Here is a 21158-nt window from a genome sequence, read left to right on the forward strand (position 1 = left end):
ATTGATATTTACTTTCTCATCCGGAGAGTGCGGGAAGCGGATGGTTGGGCCAAAGGAGATCATATCCCACTCTGGGTACTTGCTGCCCAGCAGGCCACATTCCAGACCGGCATGAACCACTTGTACGCCAGGCTCCTGACCATAAAGCTCCGCATAAACCTGTTTCATAATAGCCAGAATCTGAGAGTCAGCATCTGGTTTCCAACCCGGGTAGCTGTCGGAGAAGATGACTTCGGCATCCAGCATTCGGAACAGACCAGCGACAGCATCACTCAGGGCATCATTACAGCTGCCCACCAGACTTCTTGGCAGGATATGGGCTTTGATCTTACCTTCATTGATGGTCAGAACACCCAGGTTTAAAGAGGTTTCTACCACGCCTGCAATGGAGTCACTCATTCTCTGGGCTCCATTTGGACAGGCATTCACCGCAGCTACCCACTGGTTCTGATCCTGCAGAGACATCAGTTCGGCAGCGGGCGCAGCCTCACTCAGAGTCAGTGTCAGGTTGGGCTCCACCACCGCCAATTCGGCAGTCAGCTCATTGCTGCACTGGTCAATAATTTGCTCACAAGCCTCCAGTGATGACTCAGGAACGGCAATGACCGCAGACGCTTCACGGGGAATGGCATTGGCCAGGGAACCACCGGTCAGGCTGGCAATACGCACACCTTCTGCCTCCAGGCGGTGCAGGACACGGACCAGCAATTTGATGGCATTGCCCCTGCCCAGATGAATATCACACCCGGAATGGCCACCTTTGAGTCCGGCAATGGACAGGGTTTTGCAGGTCAATCCATCCTGAGCGGCTTCAGTCGTGTAATCCCCATTGATCTCGATACGGGTACCACCGGCGCAGCCAATGTAGAGTTCTCCCTCATCTTCAGTATCCAGGTTGAGCAGGATCTTGCCTGTCAGAACACCCTGCTGCAGCCCCTGAGCGCCGATCATTCCGGTCTCTTCAGTAGCGGTGAACAGCGCTTCAACAGGACCATGCTGCAGGTCTTTGGCAGCTAATACGGCCAGTGTTGCCGCCATACCGATGCCGTTATCGGCACCGAGGGTTGTGCCTTCGGCAGTCACCCAGTCACCATCGATATAGGCTTTAATCGGGTCAGTGGGGAAGTCATGAACGGTATCGTTATTTTTCTGAGGCACCATATCCATATGACCCTGAAGAATAACACCGGCACGGTTTTCCATACCGGGTGTCGCCTTTTTGCGAATAATGACATTGCCTGCCGCATCGGACTGCCACTCAAGATTGTGCTCTTTGGCAAAGCCAATCAAATGCTCACGAATCTGTTCTTCATGGAACGAAGGGTGAGGTATGTCACATATGGCGGAAAAGTGTTGCCATAGCGCGTTGGGCTGCAGTTCGTGGATAGCGCTCATTTAAGACTCCAGGGCTAATAATATTGACTGCTGTGTCGGAATATATATTTGCAGTAGCCGTATAGTGAGGGTGCCGGGGATAAACATCAATGAGGGTTTTCTACCTTTATATCGTGCAAAACAGTCGTCAATGGTGGCAACAGGCAAGCCTGCGGATGAGTCCGCCATTTTTCAGGGAACGATGCTGGAATATAGCTGTCTGAAAAGTGCAACAAACGTTATTGACTGGATGTATTATTTTGGACGCAATCTCCAGGCCCCAATCGGGTGCTCAATTTGACAGCAACATGAGTGTTGATGATGTAACAGAGCTTCTGGGGGAGGTTTCATTCAATCATCGTGAAACCAGGGTTACGACTGGATTAGTACCTGAGACAACGTCACAAACGGATGTTGCCATGGTTTTGGACTCCTCCCCCCGTGATGTTCCGGTAGTTGACCGATCAGTCTCTATGCCGTCTGATGGTGGTTTTGCTTATTCACCGGCCGATACGGGCTTGCGGTTGGAGTATTTGCGCAAACATCCTATTGCAGAAGGGTTAAATAGTGATCCTGACTATTCAGCCCTCATTAAGCAGCTGTGCGATGCCACATCAGATCATGAAAAATTATCTTTATTTGAAAAGTTACAAGAAAAGGTTGAATGTAAACATGGTTCAAATAGATTGATTGCAATTTCTCTTCTTCGGCATTTATCAAAGTACACTAACCTGGCAGAGGAAGCATTTCGTCTGATCAATAATTGTGATCAGTTTTCAAGCATTAACGGTAATATTGATGAGCGTAGCTTGCTATTTAATGTTGGTGTTCTGGACGCTCTCTATAGCCAGTTGACGGACTTGTCAAAGCTATTAAAGGGAGAACTGTGTACGGAATCGCTTTCATTAATTCGTTATACCAATATGATTTTTCCTGAGCCCATTTTTGTTCTTGATGTCATGAACCCTCGTCAACTCTCCGGTTATGGGGAAGAGCTGTCTCAGCACAAGGAGCAAATAGTTCTAAGGTGTAAATGGGGTCCTGCTGATACTCGTTTAATCGAATTGATAACGATGATTTCTCGTTACCGTGAAACTGAACTACGTATTTATACCAGCATTTCTCAAGCCTCAGCAAACTACCTTAACGATTATCTAAGAGCGAATAATATTGACCGATTGTTTCTTCCTATGGCAGGATCCGGTTATTTTTCTAAAAGTATGATGGAAGCAGGCATGCCCTCAACCTGCTTTGATATCAATCCACCGGAAAGAACCTATACCAGGGTAAATAAAGCGGATGTGTTTGTCAGCGTCGACAAGTTTGCCAAAATACTTGCTTCGACTGGTGGTAACATGGACTCATCAGCAGTGGTACTTGATGCGCCGCAGCCCGTTTTCATGGATAACGGGCGCTGGGTGGACGCTGATGAATTTCTTCCCAGGGTCATTAAGTCCTGGTTTGATCGGGGAGGTAAGAATTTGCTGGTCATTTCTGAGGCCAGTGATCAGGAATTGCTTTTTTCTTCCAAAGCATTAACAAAAATGGGAATAGCCATGATACCGGTGATACCGGGCTTTCCTCCTGAGATATTTCAAAGCCTGGGGGAGCATATCGGTGTCTGTGGTCTTTATCGGATTGATAAAAAATAAGTGGTTGATTGCCTGCTGGAGACAGCAAAACTCTGGCGAGACTGCCTTTTTCTCCTATTATTCCAGTTGAAATATAAGTCACTGTCAGGGTGTCTCGATAATGAAACTCTACGAGGTTTATGTGCAGAAGTTAGTCAGATGGTCTACCGTTGTCTTGCTGGCATTCACGGTGTTTGTGGCTGAAGGTGCTTATATCGGCCCCGGATCAGGGGTGAGTTCCGTACCTGACTCCGGTGATGGTATGACAACCGTCGCCGCTATCCTGAAGAATCCTCAGGACGACAGGCGGGTCGTCCTCAGGGGTAATCTGGTCCGAAAAGTTAAACATGAGACTTACCTGTTTAACGATGGTACCGGTGAAATCATCGCGGATATTGATGATAACGACTTTCCACCGCAACCGGTAACAGCCAATACCAAAGTAGAGATTATTGGTGAGGTGGATGTTGATCGGGTATCCGCCGTTGAAGTAGACGTAAAGTCTCTGCGAATTATCAGCAAGTAGGGTACAGAAAGCATACAAAAGTCAGGCTAACAGACAGCTAACCATCATCTCTTAAATTAGCCCCTCGTCTTCTACTTTTATAAGGTGCAAAACAGTCGTCTATCGTTGAAACATACAGACGAATCAGCAATTTTTCAGGGAACAATGCTGGAATATAGCTGTCTGAAAAGTGAAACAAATGCTATTTGTTGGAAGCTTATTGTGGACGCAACAGACAAGCCCCAATATGATGGTGCTCAATTTGATGCTTATTCTGGTGCTCATTCTAATAGCAGTCAGGCTGTTGATGATTTAACCGGGCTTTTCGGGGAGGTTTTATTCAATCATCGTGAAACCAGGGTTACCACAGATGAATTAATACCTGAGACGACTCCACAAACTGACCTTGCCACGCTTTCGGACTCATCTCCCCGTGATGTTTCGGTAGTCGCCAGATCAGTCTCCATGCCGTCCGGTAGTCGTTTTGCTTTTTCACCGGCAGATACGGGCTTGCGGTTAGATTATTTACTCAAACATCATGTTGCTGAAGGGTTAAATAATGATCCGGACTATTCAGGCACCATCGCGCAGCTATCCCGTGCGACATCAGACTATGAAAAATTTGCTTTATTCGAGAAGTTACTGGACGCGGTTGATAGTAAACATAAATCAAATTTTGAAAAGGCACTGCCTCTTCTTCAGGGTTTTCCAAAGAAAACTTCCTGTTTAGAGGAAGCATTTAGACTGATCAATAAAAGTGGCCAGTTTTTGTGCAATGACGGTGATGTTGATAAGCGTAGGTTAATATTGAATATTGGTATTCTGGACTCTCTCTATAGTCAGTTGACGGACATGTCAAAGCTTTTAAATGGAGAGCTGTGCACGGAATCGCTGTCAATAATGCGTTATATCAATATGATCTCTTCTGACCCTGTGTGTGTTTTTGACGTCCTTCAACTTGATCAACGCCTTGCCAGTGAAAGCATGCCATTGCAATATCACAGGGAAAGGGTAGCTATGAAGCTCAATCACTCCCATTATGATCAAGCTATCAATGTGATAGCGATGATTGCTGGTTATCGTGAAATTGAGCTCTGTATTTATTCCAGTATTTCCAAAGCCTCGGCAAAGTATCTTAACGATTATCTAAGAGCGAATAATATTGACCGATTGTTTTTCCCTATGGCGGGATCCGGTTATTTTTCTAAAAGTATGATTGATGCAGGCATGCCCTCAACCTGCTTTGATATCAATCCACCGGAAAAAACCTTTACCAGGGTGAATAAAGCGGATGTTTTTGTCAGCGTTGACAAGTTTGCCAAAATACTTGCTTTGACTGGTGGAAACATCGATTCATCAGCATTGGTACTCGATGCCCCGCAGCCCATTTTCATGGATAATGGGCGTTTGATGGGCTCTGATGAATTCCTACCCAAGGTCATTAAGTCCTGGTTTGATCGGGGAGGTAAGAGTTTCATGGTCATTTCTGAGGCCAGTGATCAAGAGTCGCTTTTCTCTTCCAAAGCATTAACAGGAATGGGAATAGTCATGAAACCTGTGATACCGGGTTTTCCGCCTGAGATATTTAAAGGTTTGGGGGAATATATTGGTATCTGCGGTCTTTATCGGATTGATAAAAGATAAGCTGTTGATTACCCGGGAGGCTGACCGAAAATAGCGCCCGTCCTCGCTACGGGCGCTATTCTCAGACAGCCTCTTAGAGCAACGCAGGAGCAGTTGCCGCGCAGAGCAGTCTACCCTCGGACAGCCTCCCGGATCAGGCAAGCCGTGAAAAAATTTTGTGTCTTTGTATCTTTGTGGTTCCCTTCTTTTAAGGCCTTTCGCAACACCCTCATAGCTTACAGTGGTTTAACCACTCTGGATTTTCCTGTCGCTTGCCACGAACCTGATCAAAATACATGGACTGAAGCTTTTCAGTAACGGGGCCACGCTTGCCGCAGCCGATCTTGCGCCCATCGTGTTCACAAATAGGCATTACCTCTGCTGCCGTGCCGGTAAAGAATGCTTCACGGGCAATATATACTTCATCACGGGTAATGCGTTTTTCCCGGACTTCCAGCCCAAGCTCCCGGGCAAACCGGATGATGGTATCCCGGGTAATGCCTTCCAGGCAGGAAGTCAGTTCCGGGGTATAGAGAATGCCATCTTCTTTCACAATAAAGACATTCTCACCACTGCCTTCCGCCACATAACCCTCGTTATCCAGCAGCAGGGCTTCTTCACAGCCACTGTCCAGTGCTTCCCGCAGTGCCAGCATGGAGTTCATGTAATTCCCGTTGGCTTTGGCCTTGCACATGGTGATATTTACATGGTGTCGTGTATAGGAAGAGGTACGAATTTTGATGCCACGCTCAAGCGCTTCCGGCGACATGTAAGAAGGCCAGTTCCAGGCAGCAACCATGGTGTGAACCTGAAGGCCCTCGGCTCTTAACCCCATACCCTCAGAGCCCAGGAAGCACATTGGCCGCAGGTAGGCTTCGTCCAGCCCATTCTCACGAACGACAAGCTTCTGTGCTTCGTTCAGTTCTTCTTTGCTGAAGGGGATTTCCATTCTCAGGATGTGGGCGCTGCGAAACAGGCGGTCGGTGTGTTCCTTCAGACGGAAAATGGCAGGTCCTTCTGGCGTGTTATAGGCTCTGACACCTTCGAAAACCCCCATTCCGTAATGGAGGGTGTGGGTCAGCACATGGGTTTTGGCTTCACGCCAGGGAACTAACTTCCCATCTAACCAGATAACGCCATCACGATCGGCGAAAGACATCGGGAAACTCCAGATCTAAATTATTTTGTTGGTGAAAGAGTCTGAAGTGACTATTGGATCACAACTTTTCTCTGATGCCAAAGAGTGATTGTCCACGGCAGGGGATTGCAAAATTCTCAAGCGTTATCATTTTACCGGAACCAGCTGCGCAGGTTTCAGATCTTTTCAGAATATTCTAACGATTAAGCCATTTCTAATTGAACCGATCGAGTAATTTATGGTCAGAAAGTACTTTGATAGTTCATCAAAATTTGAGGCCATTTGACAGTTGACAGTTGACATTTAAGATTGGGTCTCTTGTCTGATGTATCTACAGGTTGCTGTATCAAAAAATTTAAACAGGAGCTATTGCTAATGAACCTGGGTAATTCTTTCGGTTACTTACCGGACGGAAGTGATCTTTCTCGATATGGGGAGGTTGATCATCAGGAACCGGTACTGATTTATGATCGGGATCGGCAGCAAGCCTTGTCCGGTAAAGTATTCAGAACAACCAGCGGAGCATTGTTTCGATGTAAACCTGAGGATTTGAATGAAATTGAGAGCAGAATGTACTGTGGCGAATGTTCGAAGGGTAATAGACATATCATGGAAGGCAGGCCTTTGCATCACAGGGAGATCGTTAACAGCGCCATCATTGATGTGCGACCAAAAGACGCATCAATACTCCCATCACTGAAGGGGTATACTTTAGCATCTGACCTACAGTGTTTTATAAAGGCAGATCCTATTAATTACAAGAAGTATGATGAGCATGGAGAACTGACCGCTCTTTCCCGGCGCCTCATAGTATATTGTGCGAAGGACCATAATGGTGATGAATGTCGTCAGGCCGTGGAGTTAAGCTATTTGCCTGACCATTATCATGGCGAACATCATGGATGCTTTCCTGCCCCGGTAGTTGCACCGCAGGGACTCTATCCAACAGAGGATTTGATGACATTTGACAGCCTCCCAGAGAGGGCCGCTGGATCCGGGAATGAAGAAAGTATGGTTCAGATGCAGTTAATGTCGGGCATGAAAATACTTGAACATCTGCAAAAGAGATACAAGGAGCAGGATGAGCAAATCATTCAACTGAACAAAACGATAGAACAACTTCAAAGCAATGTAGGAAACCTCTCGGTAACCTGCGCTGATAGTAAAATTCAAATAGAGGAATTGCAGGAACAGCGCACGGATGGAACGTTTTTATGGAGAATAGACAACTTCAGAGAAGCCATAGACAAGGCAAGTATCGACATAGAAACATCGTTTGACAGTCCGGTTTTCTATTCGGCACCGGAAGGATACAGGATGAAGGCAACAATATATCCAAATGGCGATGGTAACGGAAAAGGCACCCACATCAGTCTGTTTATATCAATTATGAAAGGCATGTATGACGACATTCTGCCTTGGCCATTCGATCAAACTTTATCCTTTGAGATAGTTGGGGAAGGAAAAGAAGTTTTGGGAGTAAATAGAACTGAACCCGACCGGACGATCCCAAGCTTCCAAAAACCGGAGAGCATGAATAGAGCTGTTGGTTGCGATAAATTTATGGCAATCACTGATCTTACACACATGCTTCCGGGTGGCAGTCTATTTATCAGGATCAACGTCGGTGAGAAGGCCAGTGGCAGTGAGTAAAATTGTCTAAAATCCTTACCACCCTCATCTTCGGCTTGCGCGGGCGGGGATAAAGACAGAAACGCATAAAGTGCTCCACGGGGTGGCCATCCACAGGGCGGCCATCCCCTTGAGAGTTTACACATAATCAATTAACTGTCGTTGGATTCCTGCTCATTTCATACAGTCTGCCCAGATAGCCATAACGGCCTGACGCAGATAGTCGCCAGAGGTATTGTCTACTTCAGGTACCTCGTTTTGTAATGCTTTTTGATGAATACAGAACCGGAAGGTTTTATAAGCCTCCCGAAGCTGATGGGCGTCGTCATGTTTCAACAGGCCAGCAAGCTCCAGTTCTTCAGAAATCCGCACGTTGTCGGTCCACTTCAACAGCGACGGGTACTGGCTGGAGTACCGCAGAACGGCAAACTGCATCAGAAACTCAATATCAACAATGCCGCCCGGGTCATGTTTTAAATGGAAGACTTCACCGCTATTGACTGAAGATGATGTTGACCTCAGGTGTTCCCGCATTTTCTGGCGCATATCAACAACATCATCACGGAGTTTGTTAACATCCCGTTGCTGGCTGAGAATAGCTGATCTGAGGTCTGCAAACTTCTGTGCAAGTGTTGGGTCACCGGCAATCACACGGGCACGCACCAGGGCCTGGTGTTCCCAGGTCCATGCTTCCTCTTTCTGGTACTTCTCAAAGTAAGTGAAGGAGTTGACCAGCAATCCTTTCGAGCCGGATGGCCGTAGTCTCATGTCTGCATCATAAAGAATACCCGAGGGTGTCTGTGTGGTCAGAATATGGATGATTCGCTGGCCCAGGCGGGTATAGAACGTGGTGCTGTCAATGGCCCTGGGTCCATTGGTCTCTTTATTGGTACCGCCATTATGGATGAAGACCAGGTCAAGATCAGAGCCGGGGCCTAACTCAATACCGCCCAGCTTGCCGTAACCAACAATAATGAAGCCGGGATCACACAGGTTGCCGTCAGCATCCCGGGGCATTCCATATTTTTCAACCAGGTTGCGCCAGGCAATGGCCAGAACGGCATCAAGAATCACCTCAGCAATCCAGGTCAGGTAGTCACTCTCTTTCATCAGAGGCAGGGTGCCGGACACCTGGGCAGCCGTCACTCGTAAGACATGGGCCATTTTGAAGTGGCGCAGAACTTCCATCTGGTTCTCAAGATCATCTTCCGCAATATGGGCGAGCTGTTGGCGCAGCTCGTCGGCCAATGCTTCTTTTTCCGGTGGATTATAGAGGTCGCCAAGATTGAGGAACTCATCGAGAAGTGCTGGGAATCGGGCAATCTGTTCAGCAATCCATGGGCTGGCAATACAGAGTTTGCCAAGGTGCTCCAGGGCGGCAGGGTTCTCGATCAGCAGAACCAGATAAGCGGTTCGACGCAGCACTGCCTCAATCAGCGGAAGAATTCGCAGTAAAAAAGTATCAGGTTCAGTGGCGTTGGCGGCCACTCCCAGCAACAGTGGGATGAACTTATCCAGACGGTCACGGCTCTGCCTTCTGACCCGGGTAATGGCTTTGCTATCTCGCAGGGAAATCAGTCGCTGCCATGAGGCATCGACATTTTTGAAGCCCTCTCGGGCCATCAGCTGCTGTTCTTCTTCCTCGCTAAGTTGGTCAAGCCAGAGGGCTTGCCACTGGTCACTATGAGGATCTTTGGCATTTGTGGTTTCAGGATCAGCAATAACCGCATCAAAATAAGTGGTGACCTGGTGACGGTGTTCTTCCAGCTTTCCCAGTAACCCGGACCAGTCTTTTTGCCCCATACTGAAGGCGACCCGTGCCTGAGCCTTCGGGCTTTTCGGCAGATCCTGAGTCTGCCGATCGGCGATGGCCTGAATGGCATGTTCAAGATTACGAAGGAAAATATAAGCGGCTTTCAGCTCATTGGCTTCGTCAGGAGAAAAATAGTGTTTGCGCTGCAGCGTTGATAGAACCTTCAGCAGGTTTCGCTCCTGAAGACTGCGGTCACGCCCGCCATGTATTAACTGGAAAGACTGAATGATGAACTCAATCTCACGAATGCCACCTGGCCCAAGCTTGATATTGCTCTCCATGCCTTTGCGTTTCACTTCCCGGCGGATCAGCTGCTTCATTTCCCGCAGGGCGCTGATGGAGCCAAAATCAATGTAGCGACGATAAACAAAAGGACGCAGCTGGCTGAGCAGTAGCTGGCCTGCGAGCATGTTTCCGGCAACCACCCTGGCCTTGAGCATGGCGTAACGCTCCCAGTCCCGGCCCTGATCCTGATAATACTGCTCCATCGCTGCAAAGCTCATGGCCAGTGCTCCGCTGGAACCATAAGGCCGCAGTCGCATATCAACCCGGAACACAAAACCATCGGCACTCTGACAATCCAGCACCTTGATCAGTCGCTGGCCAAGGCGGATAAAAAACTCCTGATTGGTAATGACCTTTTTGCTGCCACGGGTTTCTCCCTGGCAGGGGTAGGTGAATATCAGGTCGATGTCTGAAGAGAGGTTAAGGTCTCTGGCTCCCAGTTTGCCCATACCCAGTACCACCATGTTCTGGGGAACCGTCTCTTCCCCCGGGATGTTTGTGCCATAGGGTGTTCCCATGCTCTGGCAGCTGTCCTGGTAAAGCCAGTTGAGTGCGCTATCAATGCAGGCATCCGCCAGGGCCGACATATCCGCTGTGGTTTCCGACATGCTGACCCGGCGATTCAGGTCGAGCCAGATAATCCGCAGCATTTCCCGGTTGCGGTAAAGTCTGAGAGCCTTGATCAGGTCCTGCTCATTTTCAACCGCTGCCAGTGCTGTTTGTAAACGTTCCGGGTGGGTTCGGGCTAAATCAGGGAGTTTGTCATGGTTTTCCAGAATGCTGGCAAGCCACTGGGGGTGACGAATGCACTGCTGCGCGGCAAAGTCACTGCCTGCCCAGCAATGGATCAGCTGATCCATCAGCCCGGGACTCAGTTGATCGCTCTGGTCAGGAAAAAGGCTACCAGGAAAAGTAAATGACGGGTTGTTATCCATAAACTGCTGCAAGTGAGCAGTGACCACGTTCCTGATTTCTGCAGGAAGAATTTCCGTATTAGTGTCAGTTGACCCGCAGGCAGTTAATTGTTGACTGAGTTGTGCCCTGAGTGACTCCATAAACCCGCTCTCTTCTGGTTGCTGGTGCCATTTTATGAGAATGGGATGACTATAGCCATATACCCGTTTTCAACGCTGCCCGGATCAGGCCCTCAAACGTTATTGCCAGGAGCCTGGGTAAGTCTTAAGCGGTTGCAGGGGTGGTTTTTTGCTGGCCAGGCAACATAGCTGGTAAAAGCCGGTTGTATATCAAAGTCTTTTAGCTTCTTGATTTCCTGTTGACAAACAGGTGCATAGCCAAATAGTCGATAAAGTGGACTGTCATAATGCGTTGTGACGGAAACAACTTTATCTCCCCGCTTGAATGCTTTTTTGGCGGCAAACGCCGAGAGTTCATTGGATTGCCTGAACGCTGTAAATTGTCCAAGTGTCCACCCGCTGCTTAGTTCAAGAATCTCCAGGGGAACAAGTCCAAAGGTTGGCATATCAAAATACTGTTTGATTTCAAATATGTCGTTATGGTGCTCCAGGGCAATAATGTGCTCCAGCAGTTGGATATTTTGAGCCATCGTCAAGAGCCTTTCAGGAGTAAGCTTCTCCTGAAAAGAGGTTGTGAGCATGGCATATTCACAAGCTGAGAGTCCTGCAATTAACTTTGCAACCTGCCGCAGGGTAGAAGAAACCTGGCCAGTGCAAAGCATTTCCTGAAATGCGAAAGGGCTGAATGGCACGGTGAATGGATTTCTATCATGAATCAGGTATTCATGATCACCCAATTGTTGAATATCTATTTTTGCATAGGGGCTTTGGTCTAACAGATCGTCCCAAAGGCCATGGGCCACCACGGCTTTCAGTGTTGTTTCCGTCAGACCGGCTTCTCTACTGAGAAATGCCAGTGCCAGTACATGAGAGTATCTACCGTGCAGGAAGTTGCCTGACCAGGTGCTGTCGGTAAAACCTGATTTATCTATCAGAGAACTGGCTATCTCTGCAGGGACATAGCCTATAAACTCCGGGGCATCTTGCAATTGAAGACCTCCCCGGGCCACTTCTCCCAGAACTTTAGATAACACACCCCGGATTTTGGGGGCTGTAGCTTTGACAAAAATTTCCCCTTTCATGCCATCGGGATGAGAATATCGATATTTCTGTGCGTTGCATACGGTCTCTGCATCCTTTATGGCACTGACTCTGACTTGCTTTTCAATGTTTGCTTTTTGCTCTGTGTTAAGTTGGAGATTAATAAAACCTTCCTTTACCAGTAAATAGTCCTGAAGCTGTTTTGCGTCCAGTTCTGCAACCAGCTCTTCAGACAGCAAATGCCTGAGCTTACTGCCTACCAGATCGAAAAAAACACATTGAGCAGGGTAATCGAACAGTTTAAGTTTGCAGAACTTATATTGATCTTGTTGAAAGGTATTGAGTGCTTCTATGTCCTTCTCTTTCAAGGTTGTACCGTAAGAAAAAATCTCGGCAATATGTCGGGCAAGTTGCAAACCGACAATATATTTTGATTGGTCGGTGAAAAAGGTTCCCGGAAGGAGCAACGATTTAAGGTCAATACGTGATAAGTCCCAAAATACATTGTTATTGCACTTGACAAGAATGGGGCCTGGATCACTGATCGATCGTTCGCCCAGGGGGATCTCTTCCACTGACCTGTAACCGGCACGATGGGCAGAGGTATGACGAACTCCCCCAATAGAAATTTCTTTATTATTATGACGTACCGGTTGAGTTACTTTTTTATTAGACTCTAATGCCGATTTAAACATCGGTGTTTCTAACAGTGAAATACTATCCATACTTACACGTTTTATAATCTCATTAATTTAATAGATAGGGCGCTTTTGATTATATTTAATTTGAAAAGTTCATAATATTCAGGTTTATTATTTTTAGTGGTCATTTTTGTTTCAGAGGGAAGAGCCTGTTTTGTTATGTTTTTTGCCAAGTTGATTTCCCGACTTCCTTTTAAGGTCATCTATATTGTGTCCTATTTTTTTTATTTGTTCGCCTTTTATCTCTCCAAATATCGAACAGGAACTGTGCACAAGAATTTGCGACAGGCTTTTCCGGAAAAAAGGGAGGCGTATATTGCTGATGTGACCAGACAGTTTTACCGGCATCTGTCGGACCTTGCCTTTGAAGTGATCAAGGCCCACAGCATGAGCGCAGAAGCGTTTAAAGAACGCTGCTCAATTGTTGGCGCTGATGCCCTGGAGGCGGCATCCCGGGAAAGGTCCAGGCCAATCATTGTGTTAACCATCCACCAGGGCAATTGGGAGTGGATGCTCCATAGCGTGTCACAACACCTCGGTGTGCCTATTGATCCGGTTTACAAGCCTTTGCACCACAAAGGCTGGAATCAGTTTATCCATGAGATTCGCAGCCGCTTTCATTCCCGCCCCATTCCGATGAAACAGGCCGGGCGGGACATTCTTAAGGGCAAAAATGGTTTCCGGCTGTTTGTGATGCTGGCCGATCAGACCCCGGCAGAAGGAGAGCGCAGTTACTGGGTCCCTTATCTCAATAAAGAAGCGCCTTTTTACCTTGGAGCGGAAAAAATTGCCTTACTGACTCAATACCCGGTCTTTTTTGCCCAGTGTCGACGACTAAAACGCGGCTACTATGAACTTGAATTTAAAGCGCTGGCTCTGCCCCCTTATGAAAAAACCAAAGACAAAAATCACCATCCGGTTATTGATGCTTATGTCAGTGCTGCACAGGCCGCGATCTATGAACAGCCGGAAACGTTCCTCTGGAGTCATCGCCGCTGGAAACGAAGCCGGAAAAGTGATGAATAGTACATTGCCCTGCCAGACATTGGCTTTTCGGATTTAAAAGCCCTGTTTGCAGGTCATTATGTGTCTGATGACATCAGTTATTAAACGATACCCAAATTTCTGTTGGCAGACCCTGAGACAGTTCGGTTTTTAGCCAATAAAATCCATGATTGATAGATTGTGAGAAAAAGTGTTTGTTTTTGTTGCCTCTGTTGCGAACTTTTCCTATAAAAATCAATACTTTTTGCAATAAAAATACATGTAAGTACTGGTACTCATTGCGGGAATTGCTTATCTTGTAGTTATATTGCATTTGATTAGTATCAATTTTTTTTAAAGCTTTGGCTGTTAGACGAAACTTGTGCGTATGCTTGATGATTGCAAGTAATCAACCATTAACAATAACGATCACAAAGTTTGTTGTAGCAGTATCGATCCCGGAGCCGATTTGTATGCATGATATCGACCCATTAGAAACCAGGGAATGGCTGGAAGCACTGGATTCCGTTCTGGAGCAGGAAGGTGAAGACCGTGCTCATTTTCTGCTGACCCGGCTTTCCCAGCATGCTCGTGCCAAAGGTACGCAGCTGCCCTACGCGATTACCACGCCGTATCGCAATACGATACCACCGGAAAAAGAAGCCCGTATGCCCGGCGACCTGTTTATGGAGCGTCGTATTCGCTCCCTGGTCCGCTGGAATGCGCTGGCTATGGTGATGCGCGCCAACAAGAAGGACAGCAGCCTGGGTGGACATATCTCTTCCTTTGCCTCCAGTGCCACTCTCTACGACATCGGGTATAACTACTTCTTCCACGGCCAGGGCAGTGACCGTGAAGGCGATCTGATTTATTACCAGGGCCACGTATCGCCTGGTATCTACTCCCGGGCTTATCTGGAAGGTCGTCTGGACGAGGGCCAGCTGGATAATTTCCGTCAGGAAGTGGATGGCAATGGTCTTTCCTCCTACCCTCACCCCAAACTGATGCCTGACTTCTGGCAGTTCCCGACCGTATCCATGGGCCTCGGCCCTCTGCAGGCGATCTATCAGGCTCACTTCATGAAGTACCTGATTAACCGTGGCATGTCCCGGGATCAAAACCGTAAGGTCTGGGCATTCCTCGGGGATGGTGAGATGGATGAGCCGGAATCTCTCGGTGCCATCTCCCTGGCCGGTCGTGAGAAGCTGGATAACCTGATCTTCGTGGTCAACTGTAACCTGCAACGTCTGGATGGCCCGGTCCGTGGTAACGGCAAGATCATTCAGGAGCTGGAAGGCATCTTCCGGGGGGCTGGCTGGAACGTTATCAAGGTCGTCTGGGGCCGTCATTGGGATCCGCTGCTGGCCCAGGACAAACATGGCAAGCTGCAGGAAGTGATGGACAAGGCCGTTGATGGTGATTATCAGAACTGTAAGGCAAAAGGCGGTGCCTGGACCCGTGAGCACTTTTTTGGCCGTGACCCTGAAGCGCTGAAGCTGGTTGAACACCTGTCGGATGATGATATCTGGCGTCTGAACCGGGGTGGCCATGACCCCTACAAAGTCTTCGCGGCCTACCACGAGGCGGTTAACCATAACGGCCAGCCTACCGTCATTCTTGCCAAGACGGTTAAGGGCTACGGTACCGGTACCACCGGTGAAGCGGCCAACGTCAGCCATAACGTCAAGAAGCTGCCGGTTGATGACCTGAAGCACTTCCGTGACCGCTTTGACCTGCCGATCAAAGACGAAGACATTGAGACCCTGCCTTACTTCAAACCCGACGCTGACAGCCCGGAAATGAAGTACATGCGCAAGCGTCGTGAAAAGCTGGGTGGCTTTATTCCCCAGCGCCGCGTAGAAACCGACGTTAAGCTGGAAATTCCGGGCCTTGAGGCTTTCGAAGCGGTGACCAAAGGCAGTGGCGAACGGGAAATCTCCACCACCATGGCTTACGTACGCATTCTGGGTGCGCTGGCCAAAGACAAGAGCCTGGGCAAGCACATTGTGCCGATCATTCCGGATGAAGCCCGTACCTTTGGTATGGAAGGTATGTTCCGCCAGCTGGGTATTTACTCTGCGGAAGGTCAGAACTATGAGCCGGTAGATTCCGACCAGGTGATGTTTTACAAAGAATCCAGACAGGGGCAGATTCTCGAAGCGGGCATTAACGAAGCGGGTGCTCACGCCGCGTGGATTGCTGCGGCGACCTCTTACAGCAGCAACAACGTACCGATGATTCCGTTCTATGCGTTCTATTCCATGTTTGGTTTCCAGCGTACTGGCGATCTGGCCTGGGCAGCGGGTGATATCCAGGCCCGTGGCTTCCTGATTGGTGCCACTGCGGGTCGTACCACGCTGAACGGTGAAGGTCTGCAGCATCAGGACGGCCACAGCCACATTCTGGCATCCACCGTACCGAACTGCATAAGCTATGACCCAACCTACGGCTATGAGATGGCGGTGATTATCCAGAACGGTCTGCAACGTATGTATGGCGACGGTGACAATGTCTGGTACTACATCACCGCCATGAATGAAAACTACCGTCAGCCAGCGCTGCCGGAAGGCCCTGAAGTGATCGAAGGCATCATCAAGGGACTTTACAACCTGGAAGAAAATTCCCGTAACCAGGGGCTTAAGGTCCAGCTGATGGGGTGTGGCACTATCCTTGAGGAAGTCCGTGCAGCTGCCGGTATTCTGCGTGATGAGTTCAACGTTGAATCGGATATCTGGAGCGCAACCAGCTTTAACGAGCTGGCCCGGGATGGTCAGAACGCCAGACGTTACAACATGCTGAACCCTGAAGCTGATAAGAAAGTCTGCTGGGTTGAGCAGCAGCTGTCTGGCCGTAAAGGTCCGGTTATCGCCGCGACTGACTATATGAGCCAGTACGCGAACCAGATCCGTGAGTTTGTGCCGGCAACCTTTGTTTCGCTGGGCACGGATGGATTTGGTCGCTCTGACACCCGTGAACAGCTGCGTCGTTTCTTCGAGGTAGACCGTTACTTCATCGTGGTGGCTGCCCTGTATGCGCTGGTTCAGGATGGTGAGCTGGAAGCGTCCGTGGTCAGCGAGGCCATCAGGAAGTTTGATATTGACCCGTCCAGAGCTAACCCTCTGTATTGCTAAGTCCGGAACTGAAGAGAAGGTATGAGGAATGAGTGACGAAATCATCAAGGTTCCGGATATCGGCAGCGGTGAGGCAGAAGTCATCGAAATCTGCGTCCAGCCCGGTGATACGGTATCGGCCGAAGACTCCCTGATTGTTCTGGAGTCTGACAAGGCCACCATGGAAGTCCCGGCACCAAGGGATGGCGTGGTGACAGAAGTGCTGCTGAATATGGGTGACAATGTCAGCGAAGGTGCTCCGATGCTTAAGATGGCTGCAGCAGCATCTGAGGTTGTCGAGCCCATAGCGGACAGAGGACCGCCAGCAGAAGCCCCCGTGTCGGCAGCCCCGGTGGTTGAAGCGGCTGGTGGCTCCCGGACTGAGTCGGTGCATGTACCCGATATCGGTGCTGAAAATGTGCCGGTTATTGAGGTGAGTGTGAAGGTTGGTGACACCGTTGCCCTGGAAGACTCATTGATTGTCCTGGAGTCCGACAAAGCGACCATGGAAGTGCCTTCCCCGGTAGCAGGGGTGGTGACTGCCATTCACGTCAAGGAAGGTGATGCCCTGAGTCAGGGTGATCTGGTGATTGACGTTGAAGTCAATGGCAGCGGTGATGTCGCTGTAACGCCTGCGCCGGTTCCAGCTGCAGCTCCAGAGCCTGCCGCTGTTGTGCCAGCTGCACCCGAGCCTCAGTCTGGACCGCGCATGGAGAAAGTAACAGTACCTGATATTGGTGCTGAGAACGTTCCCGTGATTGAGGTCTGTGTCAGCGTTGGCGATCAGATTGAAGAAGAAGCGTCACTGATCGTACTGGAATCTGACAAGGCGACCATGGAAGTGCCTGCACCGTTTGCCGGTGTTGTGAAAGCCATCATGGTCAAAGAAGGCGATACCCTTAGCCAGGGTGACCTGATTCTGGATATTGAAGTGTCTGGTGGCGCAGCAGCATCGGTTGTCAGCCAGCCAGCGCCTGCAGCCGCTGCACCTGCCACTGTGCCACCGCAGCAGGAGGCTCCATCCCGCGCACCATCAGCACCACCCCCACATGCAGAAGCGCACCCTGTGGAACTTGAGCGTACCAACCGCAAATTCCATGCAGGTCCTGCGGTGCGCAAACTGGCCCGTGAGTTCGGTGTTGATCTTGCTGAAGTGACCGGTAGTGGTCCACGTCGTCGCATTCTGAAAGAAGACGTACAAAAGTACGTGAAGATGCGCCTCAGTGAAAAGGCACTTTCAGGACAAGGTGCTTCTACTGGTCTGGGTATTCCAGCCATGCCAGAGATCGACTTCAGCAAGTGGGGTGAGATCGAGAAGGTTGCCCTGAATCGGCTGCGTAAAGTGGCGGCTCAGAACTTCCAGCGTTCCTGGCTGAATGTGCCACACGTTACCCAGTTTGATGAGTGTGACATTACTGAACTGGAAGCGTTCCGCAAGGCTCAGAAAGCCATGGCCGAGGCCCGTGGTACCAAACTGACACCACTGCCGTTTATTCTGAAAGCCGTTGCTTACGTGTTGAAAGAGCTGCCACAGTTCTGTGCTTCCCTTAGCCCTGATGGCGAAATGCTGATCTACAAGAAGTACATCAACATTGGAGTCGCGGTTGATACCCCAGACGGTTTGCTGGTGCCAGTGATCAGAAACGTCGATCAGAAGAGCCTGTGGGAACTGTCGGTTGAATGTATCGAGTTGGCCGGTAAGGCCCGTGACAAGAAGCTGAAGCCTGATGAAATGCAGGGTGGCTGCTTTACCATCTCCAGCCTGGGTTCTATCGGTGGCACGGCGTTTACTCCGATCGTCAATGCGCCAGAAGTCGCCATTCTTGGTCTGTCCAGGGCCGCCATGAAGCCCGTGTGGAATGGCCAGGACTTCGATCCGAAGCTGATGTTACCGTTGTCACTGTCTTATGATCACAGAGCCATCAACGGTGCGGATGCAGCACGTTTCACGACAATGCTGGGTGAATTGTTGACCGATATTCGCAAGCTGCTTCTTTGAGACTTTGGTTAATAAAAATCCGGAGGTGATTAATCTCCGGATTCAACATTGTATTTCTTTGAAGTTATGAAGAAGATAAATGATTTTGGAGTGCTTTCCAGGCATCAAACATAACATCTACGTGTACAGGATCAAAATTTTCCCAAATCTTAACATTACGACTATGTTTTTCTCCAATTGATTCTAATATTCTTTCTCGAATCTTAATGGCGTTTTTCTCATGTTTAACCTTGATTGTTAACGAGGATCTACCTGCCTCAGCGCTTTTAATGTTGAAATCCTCATTCGGTTTAAAATTGTTTTTTATTAAAGTACTCACATCAAAAATTTTCAAAGGGTTAGCAGATAAAAGCTCTGAAAACTCATCTATTGTAGAGGGTGTGTGGCCAGTAGATAAATGCTTTGAAGAGTTATCTATTGCAGAGGCTGGTAACTTCTCATTTTCTGCTGGTGAAGGCGTTTTCACAGGACTTTGTTCCCGGGAAACACCAGGCTGCTGCGAGGCTGGTTCTGCTTTTTCCAGTACCTTTTGAGAAGCTACAGAGGCTGTAGGGGATTCAATACTGGTTTTCAGGTCTTTTTGTAACTGCCTATTGTCTTGTGGTAACAATCTGGTTTCATAGTCTTTGGTATCTGATAATTCGATGTTATTACCAAGCAGAGGTAAAACTGTATCATATGACGGCACAACTTGAGTGGCTAATCCTTGGTATTCGGACCATTTATTATCAGCTTGGTATTCGGACCATTTATTATCAGCTTGGTATTCGGAGCATTTATTATCAGCTTGGTATTCGGAGCATTTATTATAAGTTTGGTATTTGGAGCATTTATTATCAGCTTGGTATTCGGAGCATTTATTATCAGGTGTATTATCTTCGTCATCAGATAAGTCATCTATTTTAAAAAATTTCTGATTATAAGAGTTACAGTTTTCAGCGTCTGTGACCATGGGTGGACCATCATGGACCAAAAATTGGCCATCTTTAATGACCAGCTCAAGCAACCGATTACCTTCCCTGTCCACAATGGCAATGTAGCCAGGACAGTTAAAATCAAAGCAAATTGGGTCTATAAATAATGACCTACCTATATCTACTGCTGCAGTGGCAATGGAACCACGGGCACCCTTTTCATTAATGGATGCCTTGATCTTCTGAACTATGTGCAGTTGATCATCCGACTGTGTACCTAACTTTGATAAATCCTGTGCTTTTATGGAGGTTCCTAATACCTGATTAATTTTATCCAGTAACTCAGTATTACAACTGTTCGTTATGTCAATTTTGGGTAGTTTTAGCTCAACCTCCATTTCAACATTTTTTAGCTTGTCAATCAGATGATTAATCGTTTCAGAATTCAGGTTGTTAATTGCTGTCGCACTGCTTTTGCGTGGTTTTATCGCCACTAATTTAAGATCTTCTCCATTTGCAGATCGGAATTCTTTGGCAATGGCCGCAAAGTTTCCGTCAGTAGCCACGTTAAGAACTTCAGTTTTACACATCATAAGGACGTTATTAATAAAAGTTCCATCTGCACACTGAAATAGCCCCTTTTCCGTGTCATCTTCAGAAAATCTTTCATCCCAGTCAATCTGGAAATTCATCACACTGCCTAAAGCCGCTTCAACTTTGTGCCGCTGAGATTCAGTAAGATGACCAAAAACCGTATCAATTTCTCCTTCGGTCTTATCATGAACAAAAGAATCTATGGTGTCGGCAAGGTTCTTGCCGTTGTTATTATTGTCCAGCTTTTTGGTTTTATAATATTTTGACAGTGACTGTTCATACTGCTCATTATCGTAGCAAAAGGTAGACCCAATAAAGTTAGTGATACGGATTGACTGATCAGAGTCAGGATCGTTAGAGTGTTTTACGGCACATTTACCGAGTTCTGTATGAATCTTATCTTTCAGGTCTTGAGTTAAGGAACCCGGGGAGATGCCAAGAGCCGATGCCACGATGGTGTCGTCTGTCATACTCAACAGAGCCATGCCCAGAGCCTGAAGCAGGCTGACAAGAGAGAGTGCCTTACTTTTATTGCCTTTAATGTCCAAGAGTTCAAGGGATAATTTATCCACCATTGTTTTAACAATATCAGAGGCCGATAAAGTGGCCGGGGACGCTGTGTCTGGCAGATTTGTTCTCTGGAATAACGCTGACATCCCTGGGTCAAAAGGTATGGCATCCATAGTATTCTCTCCAATGCTTGATAAAAATTATTTAGCGAGGACAAACTCGCTGCCTCCATGCTTTGTGGCAAGGGATTGTCTTGTTAATCAGCCGCAA

The 21158-nt window shown here is 48.1% G+C and carries 12 protein-coding genes; 7 read left to right on the forward strand and 5 right to left on the reverse strand.

Features of this window, described 5'->3' with window-relative positions; all coding sequences use genetic code 11:
• Nucleotides 1-1395: aminoacyl-histidine dipeptidase (locus ACO6V1_RS12530; protein WP_422467060.1), on the reverse strand; the 1395-nt coding region annotated here is incomplete at its 3' end.
• Nucleotides 1396-1634: 239 nt separating this feature from the next.
• Between ACO6V1_RS12530 and ACO6V1_RS12535 the strand changes: the two genes are divergently transcribed.
• The 3 genes from ACO6V1_RS12535 to ACO6V1_RS12545 all read left to right on the forward strand — a co-directional run bounded on the left by ACO6V1_RS12535 (nt 1635) and on the right by ACO6V1_RS12545 (nt 5154).
• Nucleotides 1635-3026 (forward strand): hypothetical protein, encoded by a 1392-nt coding sequence (locus tag ACO6V1_RS12535; RefSeq protein ID WP_422449731.1) that lies wholly within the window; start codon nt 1635-1637, stop codon nt 3024-3026.
• A 100-nt stretch (nt 3027-3126) separates the two neighbouring features.
• Nucleotides 3127-3531, forward strand: coding sequence for a NirD/YgiW/YdeI family stress tolerance protein (locus ACO6V1_RS12540; protein ID WP_422449732.1), 405 nt, complete (start codon nt 3127-3129; stop codon nt 3529-3531).
• Nucleotides 3532-3636: 105 nt separating this feature from the next.
• Nucleotides 3637-5154: a hypothetical protein gene (locus tag ACO6V1_RS12545; protein ID WP_422449733.1), complete on the forward strand. Its 1518-nt coding sequence runs from the start codon at nt 3637-3639 to the stop codon at nt 5152-5154.
• Nucleotides 5155-5362: 208 nt separating this feature from the next.
• On the opposite strand, the gene ACO6V1_RS12550 is transcribed toward ACO6V1_RS12545, so the two are convergent.
• Nucleotides 5363-6292, reverse strand: a complete 930-nt coding sequence (locus tag ACO6V1_RS12550; protein ID WP_422449734.1) for a branched-chain amino acid transaminase — start codon at nt 6290-6292, stop codon at nt 5363-5365.
• A gap of 354 nt (nt 6293-6646) precedes the next feature.
• Between ACO6V1_RS12550 and ACO6V1_RS12555 the strand changes: the two genes are divergently transcribed.
• Entirely contained in the window at nt 6647-7924 is a 1278-nt protein-coding gene (locus ACO6V1_RS12555; RefSeq protein WP_422449735.1) for a hypothetical protein, read from the forward strand.
• 153 nt (nt 7925-8077) lie between these two features.
• Here the strand turns inward: ACO6V1_RS12555 and glnE are convergent, their stop codons facing one another.
• Both glnE and ACO6V1_RS12565 read right to left on the reverse strand, forming a co-directional pair.
• A complete protein-coding gene (glnE, locus tag ACO6V1_RS12560) occupies nt 8078-11056 on the reverse strand; it encodes a bifunctional [glutamate--ammonia ligase]-adenylyl-L-tyrosine phosphorylase/[glutamate--ammonia-ligase] adenylyltransferase (RefSeq protein ID WP_422467062.1) in 2979 nt (992 codons plus the stop codon).
• Nucleotides 11057-11148: 92 nt separating this feature from the next.
• Nucleotides 11149-12801: a hypothetical protein gene (locus tag ACO6V1_RS12565; protein WP_422467064.1), complete on the reverse strand. Its 1653-nt coding sequence runs from the start codon at nt 12799-12801 to the stop codon at nt 11149-11151.
• A 135-nt stretch (nt 12802-12936) separates the two neighbouring features.
• Between ACO6V1_RS12565 and ACO6V1_RS12570 the strand changes: the two genes are divergently transcribed.
• The 3 genes from ACO6V1_RS12570 (at nt 12937) to aceF (ending at nt 18870) form a co-directional block, all read left to right on the forward strand.
• Complete coding sequence (locus tag ACO6V1_RS12570) at nt 12937-13803, forward strand: lysophospholipid acyltransferase family protein (RefSeq protein ID WP_422449738.1); 867 nt, start codon at nt 12937-12939, stop codon at nt 13801-13803.
• Nucleotides 13804-14234: 431 nt separating this feature from the next.
• Entirely contained in the window at nt 14235-16892 is a 2658-nt protein-coding gene (gene aceE / locus ACO6V1_RS12575; RefSeq protein ID WP_422467066.1) for a pyruvate dehydrogenase (acetyl-transferring), homodimeric type, read from the forward strand.
• A gap of 28 nt (nt 16893-16920) precedes the next feature.
• A complete protein-coding gene (aceF, locus tag ACO6V1_RS12580; protein ID WP_422462942.1) occupies nt 16921-18870 on the forward strand; it encodes a dihydrolipoyllysine-residue acetyltransferase in 1950 nt (649 codons plus the stop codon).
• A gap of 64 nt (nt 18871-18934) precedes the next feature.
• Here aceF and ACO6V1_RS12585 read toward each other — a convergent pair whose 3' ends face one another.
• Nucleotides 18935-21061 carry a serpin family protein gene (locus tag ACO6V1_RS12585; RefSeq protein WP_422467067.1) on the reverse strand — a complete coding sequence of 709 codons (2127 nt, stop codon included), beginning with the start codon at nt 21059-21061 and terminating at the stop codon, nt 18935-18937.
• Between the last annotated feature and the right edge of the window lie 97 nt (nt 21062-21158).

It is taken from the genome of Endozoicomonas sp. ALC013 (genome assembly GCF_049310205.1).
Taxonomy (GTDB): domain Bacteria; phylum Pseudomonadota; class Gammaproteobacteria; order Pseudomonadales; family Endozoicomonadaceae; genus Endozoicomonas.